Source organism: Oceaniovalibus sp. ACAM 378 (genome assembly GCF_008085915.1).
Lineage (GTDB): Bacteria > Pseudomonadota > Alphaproteobacteria > Rhodobacterales > Rhodobacteraceae > Oceaniglobus.
In genome coordinates this window covers 1-16,845 of record NZ_VSJK01000004.1, presented here as the reverse complement: position 1 = coordinate 16,845, position 16,845 = coordinate 1, and the positions used below count along the sequence as shown (strand labels likewise).

Genomic DNA, 16,845 nt, shown 5'->3' with positions numbered 1-16,845 from the left:
CGCCCAATGACCGACAAGACCAGCGCCGATATCCAGCTGATCCAGCGGATTATCCCCCATCGTTATCCGTTTCTTTTGGTCGACAAGGTGCGCGATATCGACGGATCGAAATCTGCGGTCGGGATCAAGAATGTTTCCTTCAACGAACCGCATTTCCAGGGCCATTTTCCCGGCGCGCCGATCATGCCCGGCGTAACCATCGTCGAGGCGATGGCACAGACGGCGGCGGTGATGGTCGGGGTTGATCTCGATCTCGCCGACAAGGCGTTTCTGGTGTATTTCATGTCCATCGACAGCGCCAAGTTCCGCCGCAAGGTGGTTCCGGGTGATGTTCTGGAACTCTTCATCACGACCAAACGCGGCGGCGGCAAAGTGTGGAAATTCCATGGTCGCGCCGAAGTGGCAGGTGAACTGGCCTGCGAGGCGGAGTTCACCGCGATGATGGATCTGCCCAAGTGAGCGGCGGCGCGGCGGAGGGCATCCACCCCGGCGCGACCATCCACGCCTCGGCCATCATCGAGCCGGGCGCGCGGATCGGTGCAGGCGCCAGTATCGGGCCGTTTTCGGTGATCGGCGCGGATGTGACACTGGGCGAGCGCGTGGTGGTGAAATCCCATGGGGTGATCACCGGATTGACGCGCATCGGCGCGGACACCGTGATCTTTCCCTTTGCGATCATTGGCGAAATTCCTCAGGATCTGAAATTTGCGGGCGAGGCGACGCGGCTGGAAATCGGCGCCCGCTGCCGTATCCGCGAACATGTGACGATGAACACCGGCACCGACGGCGGCGGTGGCGTGACGCGGGTGGGCGACGACTGCCTGTTCATGGCGGGTTCGCATGTTGCCCATGACGCGCAGGTCGGCAACCGGGTCATCATGGTGAACAATTCGGCACTCGCCGGCCATTGTGTCGTTGGTGACGACGTGATCATCGGCGGTCTGTCGGGTGTACACCAATGGGTGCGGATCGGTGAGGGCGCGATTATCGGTGCGGTCACGATGGTGACCCATGACGTGATCCCCCATGCTTTGGTGCAGGGCCCGCGCGGAGAGCTGGACGGGCTGAACCTTGTCGGACTGAAGCGCAAAGGCGTCAGCCGTGCCGACATCACCGCCCTGCGCGCCGCATTCCAGATGCTCAAACAGGGCGAGGGCGCGTTCGTCGACCGCGCCCGGCGGTTGCAGCACGACACCGACAGCGACTATGTGCGCAAGATTGTCGATTTCATTCTGGTCGACAGTGACCGTGGCTTTCTGACTCCGTCATGAGCCGGACATGAATCCCCGATGACACTGGCACTGATTGCAGGCCGCGGGCGGCTTCCGGGGCTGATTCTAAGCGCGCTGGAGGCAAGGGGTGACCCGGTGCTGGTGGCCCGGCTTGCCGATGATCCGCCGGATTTCGCGTGCGATGACGCGGTGATTTTCCGGCTGGAAACTCTGGGCACGCTGATCAAGACATTGCTGGAACGTGGGGTGACACGCGCCTGTTTTGCCGGAGCCGTGCGCCGCCCGCTGATCGATCCGGCACGCATTGATGCCGCAACCCTGCCTTTGGTCCCGCGCCTGATGTCCGCGCTAGAACAGGGGGATGATGGCGCATTGCGTACAGTTCTGGCGCTATTTGAAGCGGCGGGGATTGAGATTGTCGCCGCAACCGATCTGGTGCCAGACCTGCTGGCCGATGACGGCGTTCTGACCCGTGCGACACCTTCGGACCGGTCGCGCCAAGATGCCACCCGCGCTGCCGGCATCCTTGCCGCCATGGCGCCGGCAGATATCGGACAGGGCGTTGTTGTTGCCCGGGGTCAGGCGCTGGCGATCGAGGCGCAGGCGGGCACCGATTGGATGCTGCGCAGTCTGGCTCTGATGGCCGGGGCCGATGACGTGAGTGAATTGCCGGCGACCAAAGGCGGGTTGTTGTTCAAAGCTCCGAAACTGGGGCAGGATTGGCGGATCGACCTGCCCGCCATCGGCCCGGACACTGTGGCGCTGGCGGCATCTCTGGGATTGGCCGGGATCGTCACCGAGGCGCGTGGGATCGTCATGCTTGAGCGTGACCTGCTGCTGCGCATGGCCGACGACGCGGGGATTTTCGTCTGGTCGCGAGCGCCGGAATGAAGGTGTTTCTGGTCGCGGGCGAGGCATCGGGCGACCGGTTGGGTGCTGCGCTGATGGCCGGGCTAAAGACGCTTGATCCCGGCATGGCGTTTCAGGGTGTCGGCGGTCCGCTGATGGCGGAACAGGGCATGACCAGCCTGTTTCCCATGGATGAGCTCAGCGTCATGGGTATTGCCGAGGTGCTCCCCAAATACCGCCAGTTGCGTGCGCGGATGATCCAGACCGCAGATGCGGTTCTGGCGGCCGATCCGGATGTTCTGATCACCATCGACAGTCCTGATTTCTGTCTGCGTGTTGCCGCCCGTGTGCGGGCCGCGCGCAGGATCCGCACCGTGCATTATGTCGCGCCGTCGGTCTGGGCCTGGCGTCCGGGGCGGGCGGCAAAGATGGCGCCCCATGTGGATCAGGTGCTGGCCCTGTTGCCGTTCGAGCCACCGCTGATGGAGGCGGCGGGCATGCGCTGTGATTTCGTTGGTCATCCGGTGGTCGCTGAACCCATCGTATCGCCTGCGCAGATCGCCGCGTTCCGCTCAGACAATGACATCGGGGCAGCGCCGCTTTTGCTGGTGTTGCCGGGATCACGTCAAGGCGAGGTGGGGCGTCTTTTGCCGGTCTTCGGGGAAACCGTCGCGCAGCTTGTCCAGCGCCGTCCCGATCTGCGCGTCGTCGTGCCGGTTGCGCCCGGCGTTGCCGACCGGGTGACCCAAGCGGTGCAGGGTTGGCCGGGAGGCCCGGTGGTCGTCGACCCCCGGGGCGCGGCGTCGGATCGGGCGCAGGGCATGAAACCCGTGGCCTTCGCCGCTGCCGATGTGGCGCTGGCCGCATCCGGCACGGTTTCGCTGGAACTGGCGGCGGCCGATACGCCGATGATTGTCGGATACGACATGAACTGGCTCAGCTGGCAGATCATGTCGCGAATGGCGCTGATCGATACGGTGACGCTGGTCAATCTGGTCACGCAAACCCGACTGGTGCCTGAATTTCTCGGCCCCGCCTGCCGCCCCGGGCCGATGGCGGCTGCACTGGACGCATTGCTTGCCGCGCCGGACGCCCAGCGGGCGGTTCTGGCTCAGACGATGCAGGCACTCGGCAAGGGCGGCGATGCGCCGGGTCTGCGCGCCGCCCGTGCTGTTCTCGATGGGATCGACGGCGCCTGAACCGGCAGCTACTGAACCGATGGCCGCGTTAACCTTTGGTGATCCAGCCGCCACCGAACACGCGGCTGCTTTCGGGATCGTAAAACACGCAGGCCTGCCCGGGTGAAACCCCTTCTTCAGGCGTCAGCAACTCGACAGTGCCGGTGGTGTCGGAAAGCGGGCGTAGGATTGCCGACCGGGGTGGGCGGGTCGAACGAACGCGCACCTCAACCGGCCATTCCGCACGCGAGGTCAGCGGCGCATCCCCCAACCAGTTGATTTCCTTCAGCGGCACGGTGCGGGTGGCAAGCAATTCCTTGGGGCCAACGATCACTTCGCGCCGGTCGACGTCCAGCCGCACGACATAAAGCGGCGTCTCCAGGCCGCCGATACCAAGACCCCGCCGTTGTCCCACGGTATAATGGATCACGCCGCGATGTTCGCCCAGATCATTCCCTTCGGTGTCGACAATCCGTCCCGGATCAGCCGCACCTGGGCGCAGTTTTTTGATAACCGCGGCATAATCGCCGTTCGGAACGAAACAGATATCCTGACTGTCAGGCTTGTCGGCGACGCTCAGCCCATGTTTGGTGGCAAGGGCGCGGGTCTCGGCCTTGCTGTGGAGATGGCCGAGCGGAAAGCGCAAAAAGGCCAGTTGTTCGGGGCTGGTGGAAAACAGGAAATACGACTGGTCGCGATCGGCATCCGCTGCCGAATGCAATTCGGGACCATTCTCGCCGTCCTTGCGCTGGATATAATGGCCAGTGGCCATGCAGTCGGCGTCAAGATCGCGGGCCGTTTCCAGCAGATCGCGGAATTTGACCCGCTCGTTGCAGCGGATGCAGGGCACAGGAGTCGCTCCGGCCAAATAGCTGTCGGCGAATTCGTCGATCACCGCCGCGCGAAATGTGTCCTCATAATCAAGAACATAGTGGGGAAATCCCATGGTTTCCGCGACGCGCCGCGCATCGTGAATGTCACGTCCAGCACAGCAGGCCCCCTTTTTCGCCAATGCCGCGCCATGATCGTAAAGTTGCAGGGTTACGCCGACCACGTCGTAGCCTTCGGCGGCCAGTTCTGCAGCCACGACCGAACTGTCGACACCGCCCGACATCGCCACGACGACGCGGGTTTCGGCAGGCGGTTTTGCAAAGCCCAGTGAATTGATCGGATGCGGACGGTCGAGCGGCATGGTGCGCCCTTTCAGGTTTGGCGGATTTGGCGGCGGTCCTGTCGGACGTTCTGACAGTCACCCATAAGTTCAGAATATAGGAAAATTGCCACCACTCTCAAGGCCGGGTTTCACCCCGGATTAAGATCGTGCGCCCAATGTGTCCACAGGGGGCGAAAGGGGTGAGTAGATGTATCTTAAAAAGGTTGGCGGTCCACGGGCCGTCAAACTGCCGGGAGGGCAGATGATGACGCGTGCCGATCTGCCTGATCCAAAAATCAAACGCTGGGTGGCCAGTCGCAAAGCGGCCGTCGTCCGGGCGGTCATCGGTGGCCTGTTGTTGCAAGAGGAGGCGCTGGCAATCTATGGGCTGACGGAGGAAGAATTCACAGCCTGGAAAAGGGCAGTTGACCGGCATGGGGTGGCTGGGCTGAAAGCCACCAGATTGCAAAAGTATAGACAACTTTAACGGGAGCGTGGTAATTGACGTTAAGCGTAACCTCGAATTAACCATTTGCCACAAGGGTGGGGTCAATCGCGTTAAACGGCGGAGAGATTTATGCGCATCCTGCTTGTCGAAGATGACCCCACCACGTCTCGCAGTATCGAATTGATGCTGACCCATGCCAACCTCAACGTCTATTGCACTGATACGGGCGAAGAGGCTGTCGATCTGGCGAAGCTGTATGATTACGATCTTATACTGCTGGATCTTAATCTACCGGATATGCATGGGCATGAGGTATTGCGCCAGTTGCGCCTCGCACGGGTCGATACGCCAATCCTGATCCTGTCGGGCGCAGATGATACCGACAATAAAATCAAAGGCTTCGGATTTGGTGCTGACGACTATCTGACCAAACCTTTTCATCGCGAAGAACTTGTCGCCCGGATTCATGCAATCATCCGCAGATCAAAAGGCCACGCGCAATCGATGATCCGGACGGGAAAAATTGCGGTAAACCTCGATGCAAAAACTGTCGAAGTTGATGGGAAAACGGTGCATCTGACCGGAAAGGAATATCAGATGCTGGAACTGTTGAGTCTGCGCAAAGGCACGACCCTGACCAAAGAGATGTTTCTGAACCATCTTTATTGACCGTTAACTAACTGAAATATATTAACTTATTTTTTGCATTTCCAATGCGATTCAAAATTCTCGTTTCGTTTTCGTTCCGTTCACTGTCGGTCTTCCTGTGCTTTCTTGGCCCGTGCCCGCTGAGCTGCCTTGCCCGCATAGAGTCGTACCATGCCGCTGGATGTGTGCCCGGTGATGCTCATTATGTGCTGATCATCCAGCCCCAGCGCGGCAAGCTCAGATGCGGCCGTGTGGCGCAAGCTGTGGATATCCCAAGCCTCGGCGCCAATCACGTCGCGTATCTCTTTGATCCACTTCCACGCCAAGTTGTATCCAACCGGCTGTCCTGATGACTGTGTGACGATGTGCAGCCCGCGCTTTGGTGTCACGGCAATCGCGTCAGACAGGCGGGATGTGAATGGTATCCAGACCTCAGCTTTAGTCTTGCCCTGTCTTACCAGTATTCCACGGTCCTCGACGTGTCCCCATTGCATTTTCAACACGTCGCCAATGCGCTGGCCTGTGCCGATCAACATTTCAAACAGCAACAGCGGCATTCCTCCGGCCTCGCGCCGGAAGGCCTCAACCATATCGGCAGGCCAAGGGTGGCGGGTTTTTGTGCCCTGGAGCGACCCGACGCCCTTCGCCGGGTTCCGCTCTATCCAGTCGATATCAATTGCGTGTTCCATAAGCGTTGACAGGATCGCTACGCGCCTATTGGCGGTGGTGGGAGTGGACGATAGAGCATCGCGCATTTCGATCACATTGCGGCGTCGGATGCTCGCCGGATCGACCAGGGCTATCTTGTCCTCAAAGTATCTGAATCCTTGCATGTAGCTTTTCTGTGTATTCTTTGCCAGCTGCCCCCATTTATGTGAGCGCATATAATGGGCAATCAGTTTCTTAATCGTCCGGGCAGGATCGCCGGAAATATTGCCATTCAATATACCGTTGTATTCTGCCCAAAAGGCATTTGTACCGGGTTCTGACGTGATGCGCTGGCACACATTGCCGCGCACAAAGTATGGGTATCGGTTCTTGCCCTTAAAATAGACGAATTTCGGAAGGTCGGATTTCACCACTTCACTCCGTCGATTTTCTGCGGCGCGGCTTGCTGTACTATCTCGATCTCGATCTTGCGACCTTCTACAATGACGCGGGCGACGTCTAGGCCTTCGCTCCGAAGTTGGCGCACCATTTCCAGCGCTCGGGCGTTGGACGAAGTGGGCGCCCGGCGGGTGGGTTTAACGCTGGCAGGGATGGGCTGAGATGCGGTCATGTCTCCCCCTTCACAATCTCGTGCAATGGGCGCCGGTCCATGTTTAGCATCCGCATCATCGCTCGGTATGCTTCCTTGCCGGTGTGTTCGGCGGAAAGCTCATCCTCGGCCCATACCATGGCGAAAAACAACCCCATCACATCTCCCTCCTGTTCTGCATCGCGCGGTATGTGATGAGCCGTGCCTTGCAGGCGTTGATGAGCATATCGGCGGCGTACATCTTCTTGGGCAGTTGGACTGCCGCTTGCATCCGCTTGGCTTCGGCCAAACTGATCTCCTCGGCGGCGATGAGCACGCGCAGACATTCCTGCAAATCCGTCACCTCTATCACGGCAAGGATCGCGTCGGCTGTTTCGCTGACGGACTTTTCCAAATGTCGAGACGCTGCGATCTCGATCATGAGTTTGTCGCGCAGGTCAGTCATGCTGCGATCCTTTCTTCGACCAGGTGCTTGCAGTTCGCTCGCACCAGTGCTTCGGCGAGTGGCGGGCAGACGCTGTTGCCGCAGCAGCTGACCTGGACGCTTTTGGAAAACGGGTGCCATACCCACTTGTCGGCGGTTTCAGTCCAATGGCCCTCAATCACATAATCGGGCGGGAAACCTTGTGCGTGGAACAGCTCGCGCGGGGTCAGCATGCGCATGCCGATATCGGTGATCACATAGGTCGCATCACCAATGTCGAGGGTGACGAACTCACGATCATCCCATGCATCGTGTGCGCGCATAAAATCAGCCACTTCGCGCGCCCGTTTCGCATGGTCTGCGGTGAAAGGCGGGGCGCTCAGCGCGGCCTGCATGTGACCCATGCGATCCTTGACGGTGATCGTGTGCATCGGGTCGTCGGTGCGGGCGCCGTCGCCGGTGCCGTAGTATTTCGCGAACCATGCTGCGACAGGTGTCTGATGGCTGCCTGTGGCGGCGACGGTCGAGAACGGGTCGCGGGCATCGTGACCGGTGGCTCCGGTGTGGTGCTGGGCGAGAAACGCAGCGGCGGCCGCATGTTTGACGCCGCCCGCGACGACTGTGCCCAAAGGTGCGCCAATGTCGAGCGATCGCGGTGCCTGGCCGGGAGCCTCGCCATAGCCGGTCTGTATCAGCATCGGGGCGATCACTGCATTCTGATCTTTCGAGCTGGCGCAGATCGTGTGGTGCGGGTCATCGACTGAACGGCACCGGCCACCTTGCTGCGCATATGTTAGGACAGGCGCGATCACAGTAAGTCCCGCACCGCCGGCGGTGATCGTGTGGGCTGGCTGGTTGCATCCCTGCCATGGCTTCTGGCTGTTGCGCATCGTCGCCATAAGGGGTGCGATCAATGCCGAATGCCCGCCGCCCGCCAGAACAGTTGGGTGTGGGGTGTCTGCACCGCTCGCCCGCCGCGCAGTTCCTTTGAGGCTCATCAAGCAGGGCGCGATAAGCGCGTGCCTGTTCCCGACAGTCACGGCACGCAGCGGTTCCGACAGGTCCGCAGTCCGCGTCCCACGTGGGCCGCCATGCCCGTAGTAGGTGGCGAGAGAGGGCGCGATCAGGCCCAGAGGGGCCGCGCCACCAGGGCGCTTGATGAAGCTGTTCGCGGTTACGGTTGCCATCGGTTCACGCAGATCCTGCCCGGTCGCTCCGCCGTTGAAGCGGGTGATCGACGGAGCGACAACGGCCTTCTCGCCACGGTTGGCGCCGGTGATTGTGCGGAACGGATCGGCGATGTCTTCGGTTCGCGCGCCGTGGGTCAAATTCACGATGAATGGTCGTTCGGAATCCAGAACATAACGCTTCATGCCGCGCGCAACCCGCGCCATCGTGTTCTTGGCCAGCGGACGCACAGCGCGCAGGCCGTGCTTTTCCATGATCTGGGGGCCAGTGTCGAAGATCGACGGGCAGGGCAGTGACCAGTCGATGCAATCAGCCGCGGTGCGCCACGGTAGAAGTTTGCCACACTTGACAGGGGCTGACTTCGGATCCCCGTGGGTTGGTTTGGGCCAGGTTATGGGCAATCCATCACGCCGCGCCACCATGAAGAACCGCTTTCGGATTGTCGGAGCGCCATAGTCGCATGCGCGCAGCTCTCGCCACTGGACCCGGTAACCGGCCTTGCGCAGCCGCTTGATCCAGAGTTCGAACGTCATGCCTGCGAACTCCTTCATCGGCTGGCCGTCTTCACCCAGCGGACCCCATGTCAGAAACTCCTCGACGTTCTCCATCAGGATCACATCCGGCTTTACCTGTTCGGCCCAGTCGACGACGACCCACGCCAGATCGCGGACGTTGCGGTCTTTCGGCGCGCCGCCCTTCGCTTTCGAGAAGTGCTTGCAGTCCGGGCTGGCCCAGAGCAATCCGACGTGCCGGCCCTTGGTGACGTCCAGTGGTGCGACGTCCCAGATATTGCTGTCGAGATGCAGCGTTTCCGGGTGATTGACCGCATGCAGCGCCAACGCGGCGGCGTTGTGGTTGATGGCCACGTCAGGGCTGCGGCCAAGTGCCAGCTCAATGCCGGTGCTTGCTCCGCCGCCACCGGCGAAGCTGTCGATGATCATGGGTTGGGTTGCGTCAAGCATCAGTCTGTCCGCCCAGCAGATCCCGCTCGGCGTAATCGTCTGCGATGGCCTGCATCACGGCGATTTCGTGATCGGCGTCGGCCTGTTTCATCCGCCGCGACTTGATCTGCCGGGGATAGACCTTGCGGCGCATCCGCAGCTCGCGAAGGGCGGCGGCGTGTTTCATTTTGGGGGTGATGTCAGTCATCGCGGACCTCTTGGCTCTTTGCCTCATCGGCGGTGGCTGGTCGGGCGAAGCCATAGGCTTTGCAGTATACGGCCCATCCGGTTGGCGTGTGGGCGCGGTAAAGGCCGGTCTTGGCCCAGGGCGTGGCGTTGTTGGTCGACATATTTCCTCCTGCAGTCCGTCGCTGGCCCCTGCGCGCAGGGACCAGAAAGAGGCTGCAGGTCAGGTGTTGGTTTCGGGTTGGCCGAGGAACAGTGGTAGTTCAGTTCCATCGCGCGCGGTGGTCAGCGCTTCGTCGAAGGCGGCATCGAACGCTTTTTCGGGGCTGTAAATCGACATGATGAACTTCACGGCGCTGCCGGACTTGCGATAGCGAAACCGAACCGGCATCCGGTATGCGGCGCCATTCTCGAAAACGGGAATGCCGATGATGATCAGATTGGGGATCTTGATCGGCGCGCCGTCCTTGTCGTTGTGTTCGTTCAAGAACTGGATCGAGGATTCGCCGGTGTCACGGTTGCTGGTCACGGCAAGGTTGCTGGTTTCATAGACCTGAAACTGACGTGACATCGCCAGCAGTTGGCCCAACTGCCCGTAGCGCCCTTCGATGTGGCGGGCAGTCTGGATCAGGCGGGTTTCCCACGACTGATTGCTGTCGGCGTCTTCCAGCTTCAGCAGGGCCGGGGTCGGATCCATAACATCCTTGGCGTTGGCTTCGATGAACTCGCCCATTTCGTCCTTGTCGAGCGGTTTGCCCGAGATCGCCATCCAGCGCTTCCATTCCTTCGACAGCGGAAAGGCATATCGACCCCGATGGGCGCAATGGCGTGCGGTGGTGTCGTTGCCGAATGGCACTCCCGGGCCTTCGGCGTGGTAATCAGCGATGCATTCCAGCGTCGGGCGTTCCATGTCGGGATTGGCGTAGAGTGCAGAGTTTTCGCCTTTGAACCGGTTGGTCCAGTCAATCAGGCTCTGCAGATCGGCAAGGCGCGCGGTGCCACGACGGCGCTGGGGTGCGAAGTATTCAGCGGCGGCGATGCGCAAGCTGGTAAGGTTCTCGATCTTGCGACCTTCGGGAACGGACACCAGCCACGCAGTGTCGATATCGCCAATGTCGATATCGGGCACTGAGTCGACCGTGCCCAGTTCGGTCATCAGTTTCTGGACAGTCTGTCCGGGGTTTTCCATCGGGCCGATGATGAGATTGTCGTCTTTCATGCGAGTGTTCCTTCTTCGCGGTCGTGGATGGATCAGATGGCGTCGCGCACTTCGCCGGTATCGGGGTCGTGCGCAGACTCGGCGGTGTCGCGGACCGGGTGCTGCATGCGGGCCAGCAACGGGCTGTACAGGGTCAGATCGCCGTTCTCGTTGATGAAGGCGGCGGCGCTGCTGGGCGGCTTTTTGGGCGATTTGAAATCAGCCTGAGCGCCCATGGCAACGTCACCCTGTTTGCCGAGCGCATATTGGATCTTGATCGTCATAGACCCTTCGGTCTTTCCGCCGTGTTCGGCGCGGTGGTCCATCAGATCGATCTGCAGTTGCCGGTGATCGGCCAGCAATTTTTCAAGAAAGTCGCCACCGTCAAACAGTGCGAGAATCTGTTCGACCGTGCGCATCTTGTAGGGATCGTGGATCATGGGGCTGTTCACTGTTGGTCCTTTCGAAGGATTGCGGGGCGCCCGGGGGGTATTTCGTGAGCGGTGGGCGCCCCTTGGCGCGTTGGGCGGGATGCCCTGCGCGCGGTGTTAAAGGGTGGGCGGCAGGGGAGTGCCGCCCGCAGGTGCGCCCGGGGCGGGAGGAAGGAGCCTCCGCGCGTGTGGCAACGGGTTGGCCGGGTCAGCCATGGAACGGCTCGACCCAGATTGCGTCATGGGCTGCCTGGGCGATGGCGCGGCTGGCAAAGGTTCCGGCGACGAAGGCGAGCAACAGGGCGATTGCGATCATCATACCGCTCAGAAGCGCGCGACGGCTGCGGGCCGTGGCTTCGCGATCGAAGTGGCTTTGGGGCATGGACCGAAAAGCGTGGGCGGCGCGACCGGCGGGGCAGTGATCGACCGGATGTGTCATGCAGGATCTCCGGCGGCTTTGCGGGCTTCGGCGCGGGCGAGATCATCCAGTGCGCCATCGAACGCCTGTGTCAGGGTTTCGTGGGTCAGGCAGGATTGCGGCGCGATCAGGTCGAGATAGGACAGCAGCAGTTGTTCGGTCGCCGGGCGGTCGAGCACATGGAGGCGGGCGATCAGGGCACAGATCGTGCGGCCGAGAAGTTGCGCGCGGCTGCTATTGAAAGCGGGCGCCGTCTTGTCGACCAGATCGCCGGTGTCATCCGCGATGGCCTCGGCGATGTTCTGTTCGACAAGACTGGCCGCATGGATCGGGGTGAGAATGTTCATGTCGTCTCTCCATCGAGTGATGAAGATCATTAATGATGGGGAACTTTCACCACGTCAAGAAAAAAAGGTGAAACTTCCCCATCGTGCCGTCGACAGATGCGCGAATCACGTGGTAGTTTCCCGCTGTGCGCGCAAAGGTGGCGAGCTTTTACTGAAAGGAATTGGCGTGGAGTTGGGATTTTTCGGCCAATCGCTGGCGGTGCAGGTGGCTCTGGCCGCAGGATATTTGGGGTATTGCACGGCCTATGCCGGCTACCGTCGCGGGCATCTCGCGCGGGATGCAATTTTCATTTCGCTGGTTTTCGCTTCTATCGCATCAGTTGCGTTCGTCCTTGGCGAAGCGTGGGGCACCGTTGCTGCGGGCCTCGTGGCGCTGCTTACTAGCCTTGCGTGTGCTTGCCTGTGGCGGATGGTGGGGCGCAAGGTTTGGCTCTGGCAATGCGCGCATCCGGAGTTCATCGCGAGGATGGGGTGCACTCAGCTTGGGACGGGTTGTTGCAATCGGGTCGTGCCGTAACTCAATTGACTGTGCACACTCGAGGTGGCGACATTCTGTACCTTACGGATCGCGCGCCGTTCAAGCATGCGCCATGGGAAGGAATATATCTTGGTGGTGACGGCAGTATCGTTATGGCGGTCGATGAAGAAGTGGTCGGAGATGGAAAGCTCACGGTGCGAGATGGGATTCTGAGCGACGGCTGGGGTGCCCGTATGACTTATCTGCCGCCATCCGAAATCGCGCGCATTGAGATTCGGCTGAAATAATTAGATTGGCGTGCGCCGTCACTTGGGTGGCTTGCCACCGGTGGTGGGTGTGCTGCTGGGTTGGACGCTGGCCCCGGCCCCGCCTGGCCGGACGCTCGGTCGGGTGATGCTCGGGGGTTTGAAAATAGGAGGGGCGGCAGGTTTCTTGGCCATTCATGCTTTCCTTGCAAATCTATCGTGTTTTCAACGGTCGCTGCGCAATGCGGGTTCTCGGCGTGAAGTGCCACTTTGGCGAGGTAGAGCCTGAGGCCCCGTCTGGTTTTGAGAAATGAGCTGTGCAAGGCGGTCGCTTATCTGGAACAAGACGGCAGCAAAGCCAGCAGTGGCCAGTAGGCCGACTCCGCCGCCTGCCATGGCAATCATCTGCCACATGGTGACAGTGCCTGTGAGGCTCAATATCAAGACCAGGCCGATAAACAACGAACCCCCGACGATCACCTGGACCACGAGGAAGAATTTTGCGAATGCAACCAGTGCGTTAATCATTTCTTTGCCTTTTTGAAAGCCCTGGAGCGACCATAGGTTGGTGGAAAGTGGTCTGGCAAGCGCGGCTGTTCAATCGCCCGCTGGTTCGATGCGTTCAGCAAATGCCCTTTGCTGATGCATCAGGATCGGTGCAGCCCAGTGTAGCGCGCAATCATACATTGGTGGGTGATCGGCGTGGAAGCTGACCAGATCGAACAGACCTTCGGGCTGTCCTTCGCGGCGGCGCACCAGTTTGACCCATGCCATGCCCTTTTCGTCTTCGACGATGCAGCGCGCACCCACTGCTTCGGAAGGAACACCCATCGAGGGCCGGGAATAGAAAAGAAGGTCGCCGTCAAGATAGGCAGGCTCCATGGAGTCGCCACAGATTTCTACGCAGGCCAGACCTTTGGGTGAAAGCTGTGGCGGGCAGACGACGTGATAATGGCCATCGCCCTTGGCGTAGCTGTCGGATAGCGGGACGCGGGCTCCAGCGCCGACATGTCCGACAACAGCAATGGGGCTGCGGTGGTCGTTGTAGGTGGTCCCTGCGGCAATGATGTCGTCGATCGATAATCCTAAAGTATCGGCCAATTTTTGAGCATTGGATATTTTCGGTGAGCTGTCGGGATTGGACGCAAGGTCGCGGATGAACGACTCGCCAAGGCCTGCCGCCTTGGACAGCGGGGAAGCCTTTAATTTTCGAGCGGCCATTACTCGAAGTAGCCCTTCGACAAAGGGATCAACGTGCTTATCCATAACAGGCTTATGCAATGTGCACCTGTTTGCATGGAACCGGGAAGTTTCCCCTTGAAGTTTTGGGGAAGTTTCACCAATACTGATTGGCATGGAAAACCTGATCCGCGAAATCGAGGCCTATGCGGCCTCTGTCGACAAACTTCCGCAGAAGGTCCTGCGCGATGCCATTGGAGCGGGATGGGGCCAATGGGCGGGCTGGAAGGCCCGCGCGTCCAGTCCGACTATGGCATCTGTTGACCGGCTCCGCGCCTTTATGGCGGCCAATCCGCCCGAACAGAAACGGGATGCAGCATGACCGCCGCACCCCATCTCCTGTCCTTTGTTGCTCCAAACGATCCCTCACAGGTCAAGCATGGAGCATCGAGAGTGGAAAAGTCTTATCCAAAATCGCGACGGATGAAAAAAACTGTCGTCGCGGAAGATGAGCAGCGCCGGATGTTCGCCGCGCTGCTTTGGCGCGCGTTTCCCGAAGCACGATCCGAGGCTGATCTGGCTGCACTGGTCGCGGGGCAACTGACAACCGAAGACCGGCCTGTGCACCCGAAGACGGTGCGCAACTGGTTGAGCACAGATAATGCGCCATCGTTCCGGTATTACCTGCCGGTGCTGATGATGGCCGGAGGTGAGGCGGTTCTGGACCTGATTTATGGTGGGGCGCCATGACGCGCCATCGGCGTGTCGATATCCCCGAGTTCGTTGTTCTCGCTCCCTGGCACAGATTGCGGCTGATCCGACTGGCCTGCTGGCGGATGGCAGCTCGGTATTATGACCGGCGGTTTCGCGCGACCTATGCGCGGGCGTCAAGTTACGAGGATTTCCACAGGGCCGCCCGGTTCAAGCAACAGAGAGAAAAGTTTTTCCGTCGCGTCAAGGGGGCGAAATGACAACCCATTATCCCGTTCTCGTTTCCGATGGTCCTGCGCGCCCGGTCTATGACGACAGCGACATCGATCCCGTCGCCTGCCGCCGATTGTGGTGTGCGCGGGTCTTGGCCGAACTGCATGTGGCAAGTCCGGTCAGCACGATGACCGGGCGCACTGACCTCAAGGGGCGCAAGCGCCAGTTTGAACGCGAGCGGGCTTTGAGCTGGCTGCAAGGGCGGGAATGCCGCGCGATTTTCGACATGCTGGGACTGGAGCATGACGCATTCTGTGAGCGTTTGGCGCAGGGGGTTCCCGATATCCGCGGCATCAGCCTGGGCAACGTGACAAACGCCCGCAAGGGCCGGGGTGCGGCCGTGGCCGTCGCGCGAATATCTCTGGGGCAGGGCGCGGAATGAGCCGTCGTATGAAAATACCGCTGGATGTCCAGAAGCGGATCATCGCGATGGCCGCAGCGGGCGAGTGCCTTGAGAAGATTTCGCGAGAGACCAAGATCGGGCGCGATCCGCTGCAGACCTTTTGTCGTTGGGCAATGGTCAAGGTCCAGAAGGACAGTTTGGCAGCGCAGGGGCTGACAGTCGCGCAGGCCGCAGATGTAAAGCTGCTGGTGACCCGGGCCCGCTATAGTCGCAAACAGGCGCTTGAGGTGGTGATGCGCGAGCGCACTCCGGTTCGGGCTGTTCCGCGGGGGATGGCGTGATGGGCGGCATCGTCGATCATGCCGTGATTGGCGATGTCACGCTGTATCTGGGCGATATGCGGGAAGTGCTGCCTGAGCTGGGGCGGATGCGCGCCGATTGCGTGGTCAGCGATCCGCCTTATCCGCTGACCTCGGGCGGCAATGCCACCGAAGTGATGGGCGGGCTGTTCTCGCAAGATGTCTATGACAACAGCGGCGATCTGATGCCGAGCGTGCCCTGGCACCACATGGGCGGACCGATCTTCCGGGCCTGCGCTGACGATGCCGATTGTTACATCATGGCAAACGACAAAAACGTCTGGGCTGCCCATGCCGCGTTCACCGGCGCCGGGTTCGCGTTTCACAACCTGCTGGTCTGGGACAAGATCCGCGCCACGCGCAACCGCTGGTACATGAAGAACTGCGAGTTCACGCTCTATCTGTTCAAGGGGCTCGCGGCACCGCAGGGCATCGCCGATTGCGGATCAAAGCAGCTGTTCACACTGAACGCCGCGCGCACGTCCGGTCATAAAACTGAAAAGCCGGTCGCGCTGATGCAGCATTACATCGCCAATTCCTGCCCGCCGGGGGGTCTGGTTCTCGATCCTTTCGCGGGTTCGGGATCGACGCTGTTGGCCGCCGCCGCACTTGGCCGGCGGGCCGTGGGGATTGAGCTGGAACGCAAATGGTTCGACGTGGCCTGTGCGCGACTGGAAAGTGCCCTCTGCGTCGGCGCTGAGCTTGGATATGGGAGCGTATGATGATGGACCTCAAGGCGATCTTTCGTGCGGGCTGTGTTCTTCGCTGGCATACCAATCCCGATCTGGCCACCACAGGCGATCGGATCGACGGGCACAGCGCACGGGTCGCTCGGATCCTGATCGCGCTGCATCCGTCGCCTTCAGTATCCCTGCTGTGCCACGCGCTGATCCATGATGACGGCGAGAGCGCGGTAGGCGACGTTCCTGCGCCCGCGAAAGATTCCACGCCTGAACTGGCTGAGTGGTTGGAGGTTGCCGAAGAGGCCGAGCGCCGCCGTCTGTGGTCTGGTGCGGCTGGCCCAGATAGTGGCGCTAGTTTGACTGATTCCGACCAGCTCTGGCTGCGGTTCGCTGACCGTCTCGACGCGTTTCAGTGGGCGGCGCATCATGGGCCATGGGTGATGAGCGGCGATGGTTGGCCCGAGGCGCGAGGGTGGCTGTTAGCCACGGCCTACGCTCTGGATTGCTACAATTCGGTTGCGCGGCTGGTCGACGGATCAGGCAGGGGAGATGTCGCATGAATGCCTCCGCTGCACTAATCCCGGTTGATACCTCTTCTCTGCCCGAATACCCGATCTCATCATCGGTGCGGCTGGACAGTCACGGCTTCGTCGCCTGGGAGTTCCGCCGCTATCT

General features: G+C 60.7%; 28 protein-coding genes and 1 pseudogene. 15 read left to right on the top strand and 14 right to left on the bottom strand.

Annotated features, from left to right (window positions below):
* Window positions 1-6 precede the first annotated feature (6 nt).
* Genes fabZ through lpxB form a run of 4 tightly spaced genes read left to right on the top strand, consistent with a single transcriptional unit; the run spans window position 7 to window position 3,280 of the window.
* Entirely contained in the window at window positions 7-459 is a 453-nt protein-coding gene (gene fabZ, locus FQ320_RS06060) for a 3-hydroxyacyl-ACP dehydratase FabZ (RefSeq protein WP_148470765.1), read from the top strand.
* Entirely contained in the window at window positions 456-1,271 is an 816-nt protein-coding gene (lpxA, locus tag FQ320_RS06055; protein ID WP_255509389.1) for an acyl-ACP--UDP-N-acetylglucosamine O-acyltransferase, read from the top strand. Before fabZ ends, lpxA begins: the two co-directional genes overlap by 4 nt.
* Before the next feature lie 18 nt (window positions 1,272-1,289).
* Window positions 1,290-2,123, top strand: coding sequence for an LpxI family protein (locus tag FQ320_RS06050; RefSeq protein ID WP_148470763.1), 834 nt, complete (start codon window positions 1,290-1,292; stop codon window positions 2,121-2,123).
* The gene (gene lpxB / locus FQ320_RS06045; RefSeq protein ID WP_148470761.1) at window positions 2,120-3,280 is read left to right on the top strand and encodes a lipid-A-disaccharide synthase; all 1,161 of its coding nucleotides are present in this window, start codon (window positions 2,120-2,122) and stop codon (window positions 3,278-3,280) included. The genes FQ320_RS06050 and lpxB overlap by 4 nt, the downstream gene beginning before the upstream one ends.
* Window positions 3,281-3,308: 28 nt before the next feature.
* Here lpxB and mnmA read toward each other — a convergent pair whose 3' ends face one another.
* Complete coding sequence (mnmA, locus tag FQ320_RS06040; protein WP_148470760.1) at window positions 3,309-4,451, bottom strand: tRNA 2-thiouridine(34) synthase MnmA; 1,143 nt, start codon at window positions 4,449-4,451, stop codon at window positions 3,309-3,311.
* Window positions 4,452-4,620: 169 nt separating this feature from the next.
* Here mnmA and FQ320_RS06035 point away from each other — a divergent pair, with 169 nt between their 5' ends.
* Both FQ320_RS06035 and FQ320_RS06030 read left to right on the top strand, forming a co-directional pair.
* Entirely contained in the window at window positions 4,621-4,899 is a 279-nt protein-coding gene (locus FQ320_RS06035; protein WP_148470758.1) for a DUF1153 domain-containing protein, read from the top strand.
* 90 nt (window positions 4,900-4,989) lie between these two features.
* A pseudogene (locus FQ320_RS06030) lies at window positions 4,990-5,526 on the top strand (response regulator transcription factor); the annotation flags it as partial.
* Window positions 5,527-5,609: 83 nt separating this feature from the next.
* On the opposite strand, the gene FQ320_RS06025 reads toward FQ320_RS06030, so the two are convergent.
* The 11 genes from FQ320_RS06025 to FQ320_RS05985 form a co-directional block, all read right to left on the bottom strand.
* Entirely contained in the window at window positions 5,610-6,587 is a 978-nt protein-coding gene (locus tag FQ320_RS06025) for a tyrosine-type recombinase/integrase (RefSeq protein WP_255509388.1), read from the bottom strand.
* Window positions 6,584-6,787, bottom strand: coding sequence for a hypothetical protein (locus FQ320_RS06020; protein WP_148470755.1), 204 nt, complete (start codon window positions 6,785-6,787; stop codon window positions 6,584-6,586). The genes FQ320_RS06025 and FQ320_RS06020 overlap by 4 nt, the downstream gene beginning before the upstream one ends.
* Window positions 6,784-6,924, bottom strand: coding sequence for a hypothetical protein (locus FQ320_RS25545; RefSeq protein ID WP_187393790.1), 141 nt, complete (start codon window positions 6,922-6,924; stop codon window positions 6,784-6,786). The genes FQ320_RS06020 and FQ320_RS25545 overlap by 4 nt, the downstream gene beginning before the upstream one ends.
* A complete protein-coding gene (locus FQ320_RS06015) occupies window positions 6,924-7,211 on the bottom strand; it encodes a hypothetical protein (RefSeq protein ID WP_148470753.1) in 288 nt (95 codons plus the stop codon). The genes FQ320_RS25545 and FQ320_RS06015 overlap by 1 nt, the downstream gene beginning before the upstream one ends.
* The gene (locus FQ320_RS06010) at window positions 7,208-9,340 is read right to left on the bottom strand and encodes a DNA cytosine methyltransferase (protein WP_148470751.1); all 2,133 of its coding nucleotides are present in this window, start codon (window positions 9,338-9,340) and stop codon (window positions 7,208-7,210) included. The genes FQ320_RS06015 and FQ320_RS06010 overlap by 4 nt, the downstream gene beginning before the upstream one ends.
* Window positions 9,333-9,527: a hypothetical protein gene (locus FQ320_RS06005; protein WP_148470750.1), complete on the bottom strand. Its 195-nt coding sequence runs from the start codon at window positions 9,525-9,527 to the stop codon at window positions 9,333-9,335. Before FQ320_RS06005 ends, FQ320_RS06010 begins: the two co-directional genes overlap by 8 nt.
* Complete coding sequence (locus FQ320_RS25540) at window positions 9,520-9,669, bottom strand: hypothetical protein (protein WP_187393789.1); 150 nt, start codon at window positions 9,667-9,669, stop codon at window positions 9,520-9,522. The genes FQ320_RS06005 and FQ320_RS25540 overlap by 8 nt, the downstream gene beginning before the upstream one ends.
* A gap of 59 nt (window positions 9,670-9,728) precedes the next feature.
* On the bottom strand, window positions 9,729-10,724 hold the full coding sequence (locus FQ320_RS06000) for a DUF2303 family protein (protein WP_148470748.1): 996 nt from the start codon (window positions 10,722-10,724) through the stop codon (window positions 9,729-9,731).
* 32 nt (window positions 10,725-10,756) lie between these two features.
* Window positions 10,757-11,155, bottom strand: coding sequence for a hypothetical protein (locus tag FQ320_RS05995; protein ID WP_148470746.1), 399 nt, complete (start codon window positions 11,153-11,155; stop codon window positions 10,757-10,759).
* Window positions 11,156-11,342: 187 nt separating this feature from the next.
* On the bottom strand, window positions 11,343-11,573 hold the full coding sequence (locus tag FQ320_RS05990) for a hypothetical protein (RefSeq protein WP_148470744.1): 231 nt from the start codon (window positions 11,571-11,573) through the stop codon (window positions 11,343-11,345).
* Window positions 11,570-11,899: a hypothetical protein gene (locus tag FQ320_RS05985; protein WP_148470742.1), complete on the bottom strand. Its 330-nt coding sequence runs from the start codon at window positions 11,897-11,899 to the stop codon at window positions 11,570-11,572. Before FQ320_RS05985 ends, FQ320_RS05990 begins: the two co-directional genes overlap by 4 nt.
* On the opposite strand from FQ320_RS05985, the gene FQ320_RS05980 reads away from it, so the two are divergent.
* Entirely contained in the window at window positions 11,892-12,416 is a 525-nt protein-coding gene (locus FQ320_RS05980) for a hypothetical protein (RefSeq protein ID WP_187393788.1), read from the top strand. The genes FQ320_RS05985 and FQ320_RS05980 overlap by 8 nt on opposite strands.
* Window positions 12,417-12,529: 113 nt before the next feature.
* Window positions 12,530-12,664 (top strand): hypothetical protein, encoded by a 135-nt coding sequence (locus FQ320_RS26305; protein ID WP_255509387.1) that lies wholly within the window; start codon window positions 12,530-12,532, stop codon window positions 12,662-12,664.
* A gap of 183 nt (window positions 12,665-12,847) precedes the next feature.
* Here the strand turns inward: FQ320_RS26305 and FQ320_RS05975 are convergent, their stop codons facing one another.
* On the bottom strand, window positions 12,848-13,150 hold the full coding sequence (locus FQ320_RS05975; RefSeq protein WP_148470739.1) for a hypothetical protein: 303 nt from the start codon (window positions 13,148-13,150) through the stop codon (window positions 12,848-12,850).
* Window positions 13,151-13,219: 69 nt separating this feature from the next.
* Window positions 13,220-13,888: a S24 family peptidase gene (locus tag FQ320_RS05970; protein ID WP_148470738.1), complete on the bottom strand. Its 669-nt coding sequence runs from the start codon at window positions 13,886-13,888 to the stop codon at window positions 13,220-13,222.
* 88 nt (window positions 13,889-13,976) lie between these two features.
* Between FQ320_RS05970 and FQ320_RS05965 the strand changes: the two genes are divergently transcribed.
* The 7 genes from FQ320_RS05965 (at window position 13,977) to FQ320_RS05935 (ending at window position 16,730) form a co-directional block, all read left to right on the top strand.
* Window positions 13,977-14,183: a hypothetical protein gene (locus tag FQ320_RS05965; protein WP_148470736.1), complete on the top strand. Its 207-nt coding sequence runs from the start codon at window positions 13,977-13,979 to the stop codon at window positions 14,181-14,183.
* A gap of 71 nt (window positions 14,184-14,254) precedes the next feature.
* On the top strand, window positions 14,255-14,551 hold the full coding sequence (locus FQ320_RS05960) for a hypothetical protein (protein WP_148470735.1): 297 nt from the start codon (window positions 14,255-14,257) through the stop codon (window positions 14,549-14,551).
* Complete coding sequence (locus FQ320_RS05955; protein WP_148470733.1) at window positions 14,548-14,772, top strand: hypothetical protein; 225 nt, start codon at window positions 14,548-14,550, stop codon at window positions 14,770-14,772. Before FQ320_RS05960 ends, FQ320_RS05955 begins: the two co-directional genes overlap by 4 nt.
* Complete coding sequence (locus tag FQ320_RS05950) at window positions 14,769-15,167, top strand: hypothetical protein (RefSeq protein ID WP_148470731.1); 399 nt, start codon at window positions 14,769-14,771, stop codon at window positions 15,165-15,167. Before FQ320_RS05955 ends, FQ320_RS05950 begins: the two co-directional genes overlap by 4 nt.
* Before the next feature lie 8 nt (window positions 15,168-15,175).
* Window positions 15,176-15,469, top strand: coding sequence for a hypothetical protein (locus FQ320_RS05945; RefSeq protein WP_148470729.1), 294 nt, complete (start codon window positions 15,176-15,178; stop codon window positions 15,467-15,469).
* The gene (locus FQ320_RS05940; protein ID WP_222861575.1) at window positions 15,469-16,209 is read left to right on the top strand and encodes a DNA methyltransferase; all 741 of its coding nucleotides are present in this window, start codon (window positions 15,469-15,471) and stop codon (window positions 16,207-16,209) included. Before FQ320_RS05945 ends, FQ320_RS05940 begins: the two co-directional genes overlap by 1 nt.
* Window positions 16,209-16,730 carry a hypothetical protein gene (locus FQ320_RS05935; RefSeq protein WP_148470727.1) on the top strand — a complete coding sequence of 174 codons (522 nt, stop codon included), beginning with the start codon at window positions 16,209-16,211 and terminating at the stop codon, window positions 16,728-16,730. The genes FQ320_RS05940 and FQ320_RS05935 overlap by 1 nt, the downstream gene beginning before the upstream one ends.
* Window positions 16,731-16,845 lie beyond the last annotated feature (115 nt).

Excerpts from the sequence above, each read along its gene's own strand:
- FQ320_RS05990 (WP_148470744.1), bottom strand. The coding sequence starts at position 11,573 with ATGACACATCCGGTCGATCACTGCCCCGCCGGTCGCGCCGCCCACGCT.
- FQ320_RS05970 (WP_148470738.1), bottom strand. The coding sequence starts at position 13,888 with ATGGATAAGCACGTTGATCCCTTTGTCGAAGGGCTACTTCGAGTAATG.
- FQ320_RS05985 (WP_148470742.1), bottom strand. The coding sequence starts at position 11,899 with ATGAACATTCTCACCCCGATCCATGCGGCCAGTCTTGTCGAACAGAAC.
- FQ320_RS05955 (WP_148470733.1), top strand. The coding sequence starts at position 14,548 with ATGACGCGCCATCGGCGTGTCGATATCCCCGAGTTCGTTGTTCTCGCT.
- fabZ (WP_148470765.1), top strand. The coding sequence starts at position 7 with ATGACCGACAAGACCAGCGCCGATATCCAGCTGATCCAGCGGATTATC.
- FQ320_RS06020 (WP_148470755.1), bottom strand. The coding sequence starts at position 6,787 with ATGACCGCATCTCAGCCCATCCCTGCCAGCGTTAAACCCACCCGCCGG.
- lpxB (WP_148470761.1), top strand. The coding sequence starts at position 2,120 with ATGAAGGTGTTTCTGGTCGCGGGCGAGGCATCGGGCGACCGGTTGGGT.
- FQ320_RS06050 (WP_148470763.1), top strand. The coding sequence starts at position 1,290 with ATGACACTGGCACTGATTGCAGGCCGCGGGCGGCTTCCGGGGCTGATT.
- FQ320_RS06005 (WP_148470750.1), bottom strand. The coding sequence starts at position 9,527 with ATGACTGACATCACCCCCAAAATGAAACACGCCGCCGCCCTTCGCGAG.
- FQ320_RS05940 (WP_222861575.1), top strand. The coding sequence starts at position 15,469 with ATGGGCGGCATCGTCGATCATGCCGTGATTGGCGATGTCACGCTGTAT.
- FQ320_RS05975 (WP_148470739.1), bottom strand. The coding sequence starts at position 13,150 with ATGATTAACGCACTGGTTGCATTCGCAAAATTCTTCCTCGTGGTCCAG.
- FQ320_RS26305 (WP_255509387.1), top strand. The coding sequence starts at position 12,530 with ATGGCGGTCGATGAAGAAGTGGTCGGAGATGGAAAGCTCACGGTGCGA.
- FQ320_RS05965 (WP_148470736.1), top strand. The coding sequence starts at position 13,977 with ATGGAAAACCTGATCCGCGAAATCGAGGCCTATGCGGCCTCTGTCGAC.
- FQ320_RS06000 (WP_148470748.1), bottom strand. The coding sequence starts at position 10,724 with ATGAAAGACGACAATCTCATCATCGGCCCGATGGAAAACCCCGGACAG.
- FQ320_RS25545 (WP_187393790.1), bottom strand. The coding sequence starts at position 6,924 with ATGGGGTTGTTTTTCGCCATGGTATGGGCCGAGGATGAGCTTTCCGCC.
- FQ320_RS06035 (WP_148470758.1), top strand. The coding sequence starts at position 4,621 with ATGTATCTTAAAAAGGTTGGCGGTCCACGGGCCGTCAAACTGCCGGGA.
- FQ320_RS25540 (WP_187393789.1), bottom strand. The coding sequence starts at position 9,669 with ATGTCGACCAACAACGCCACGCCCTGGGCCAAGACCGGCCTTTACCGC.
- FQ320_RS05935 (WP_148470727.1), top strand. The coding sequence starts at position 16,209 with ATGATGGACCTCAAGGCGATCTTTCGTGCGGGCTGTGTTCTTCGCTGG.
- mnmA (WP_148470760.1), bottom strand. The coding sequence starts at position 4,451 with ATGCCGCTCGACCGTCCGCATCCGATCAATTCACTGGGCTTTGCAAAA.
- FQ320_RS05945 (WP_148470729.1), top strand. The coding sequence starts at position 15,176 with ATGAAAATACCGCTGGATGTCCAGAAGCGGATCATCGCGATGGCCGCA.
- FQ320_RS05950 (WP_148470731.1), top strand. The coding sequence starts at position 14,769 with ATGACAACCCATTATCCCGTTCTCGTTTCCGATGGTCCTGCGCGCCCG.
- FQ320_RS05980 (WP_187393788.1), top strand. The coding sequence starts at position 11,892 with ATGTTCATGTCGTCTCTCCATCGAGTGATGAAGATCATTAATGATGGG.
- FQ320_RS06015 (WP_148470753.1), bottom strand. The coding sequence starts at position 7,211 with ATGACTGACCTGCGCGACAAACTCATGATCGAGATCGCAGCGTCTCGA.
- FQ320_RS06010 (WP_148470751.1), bottom strand. The coding sequence starts at position 9,340 with ATGCTTGACGCAACCCAACCCATGATCATCGACAGCTTCGCCGGTGGC.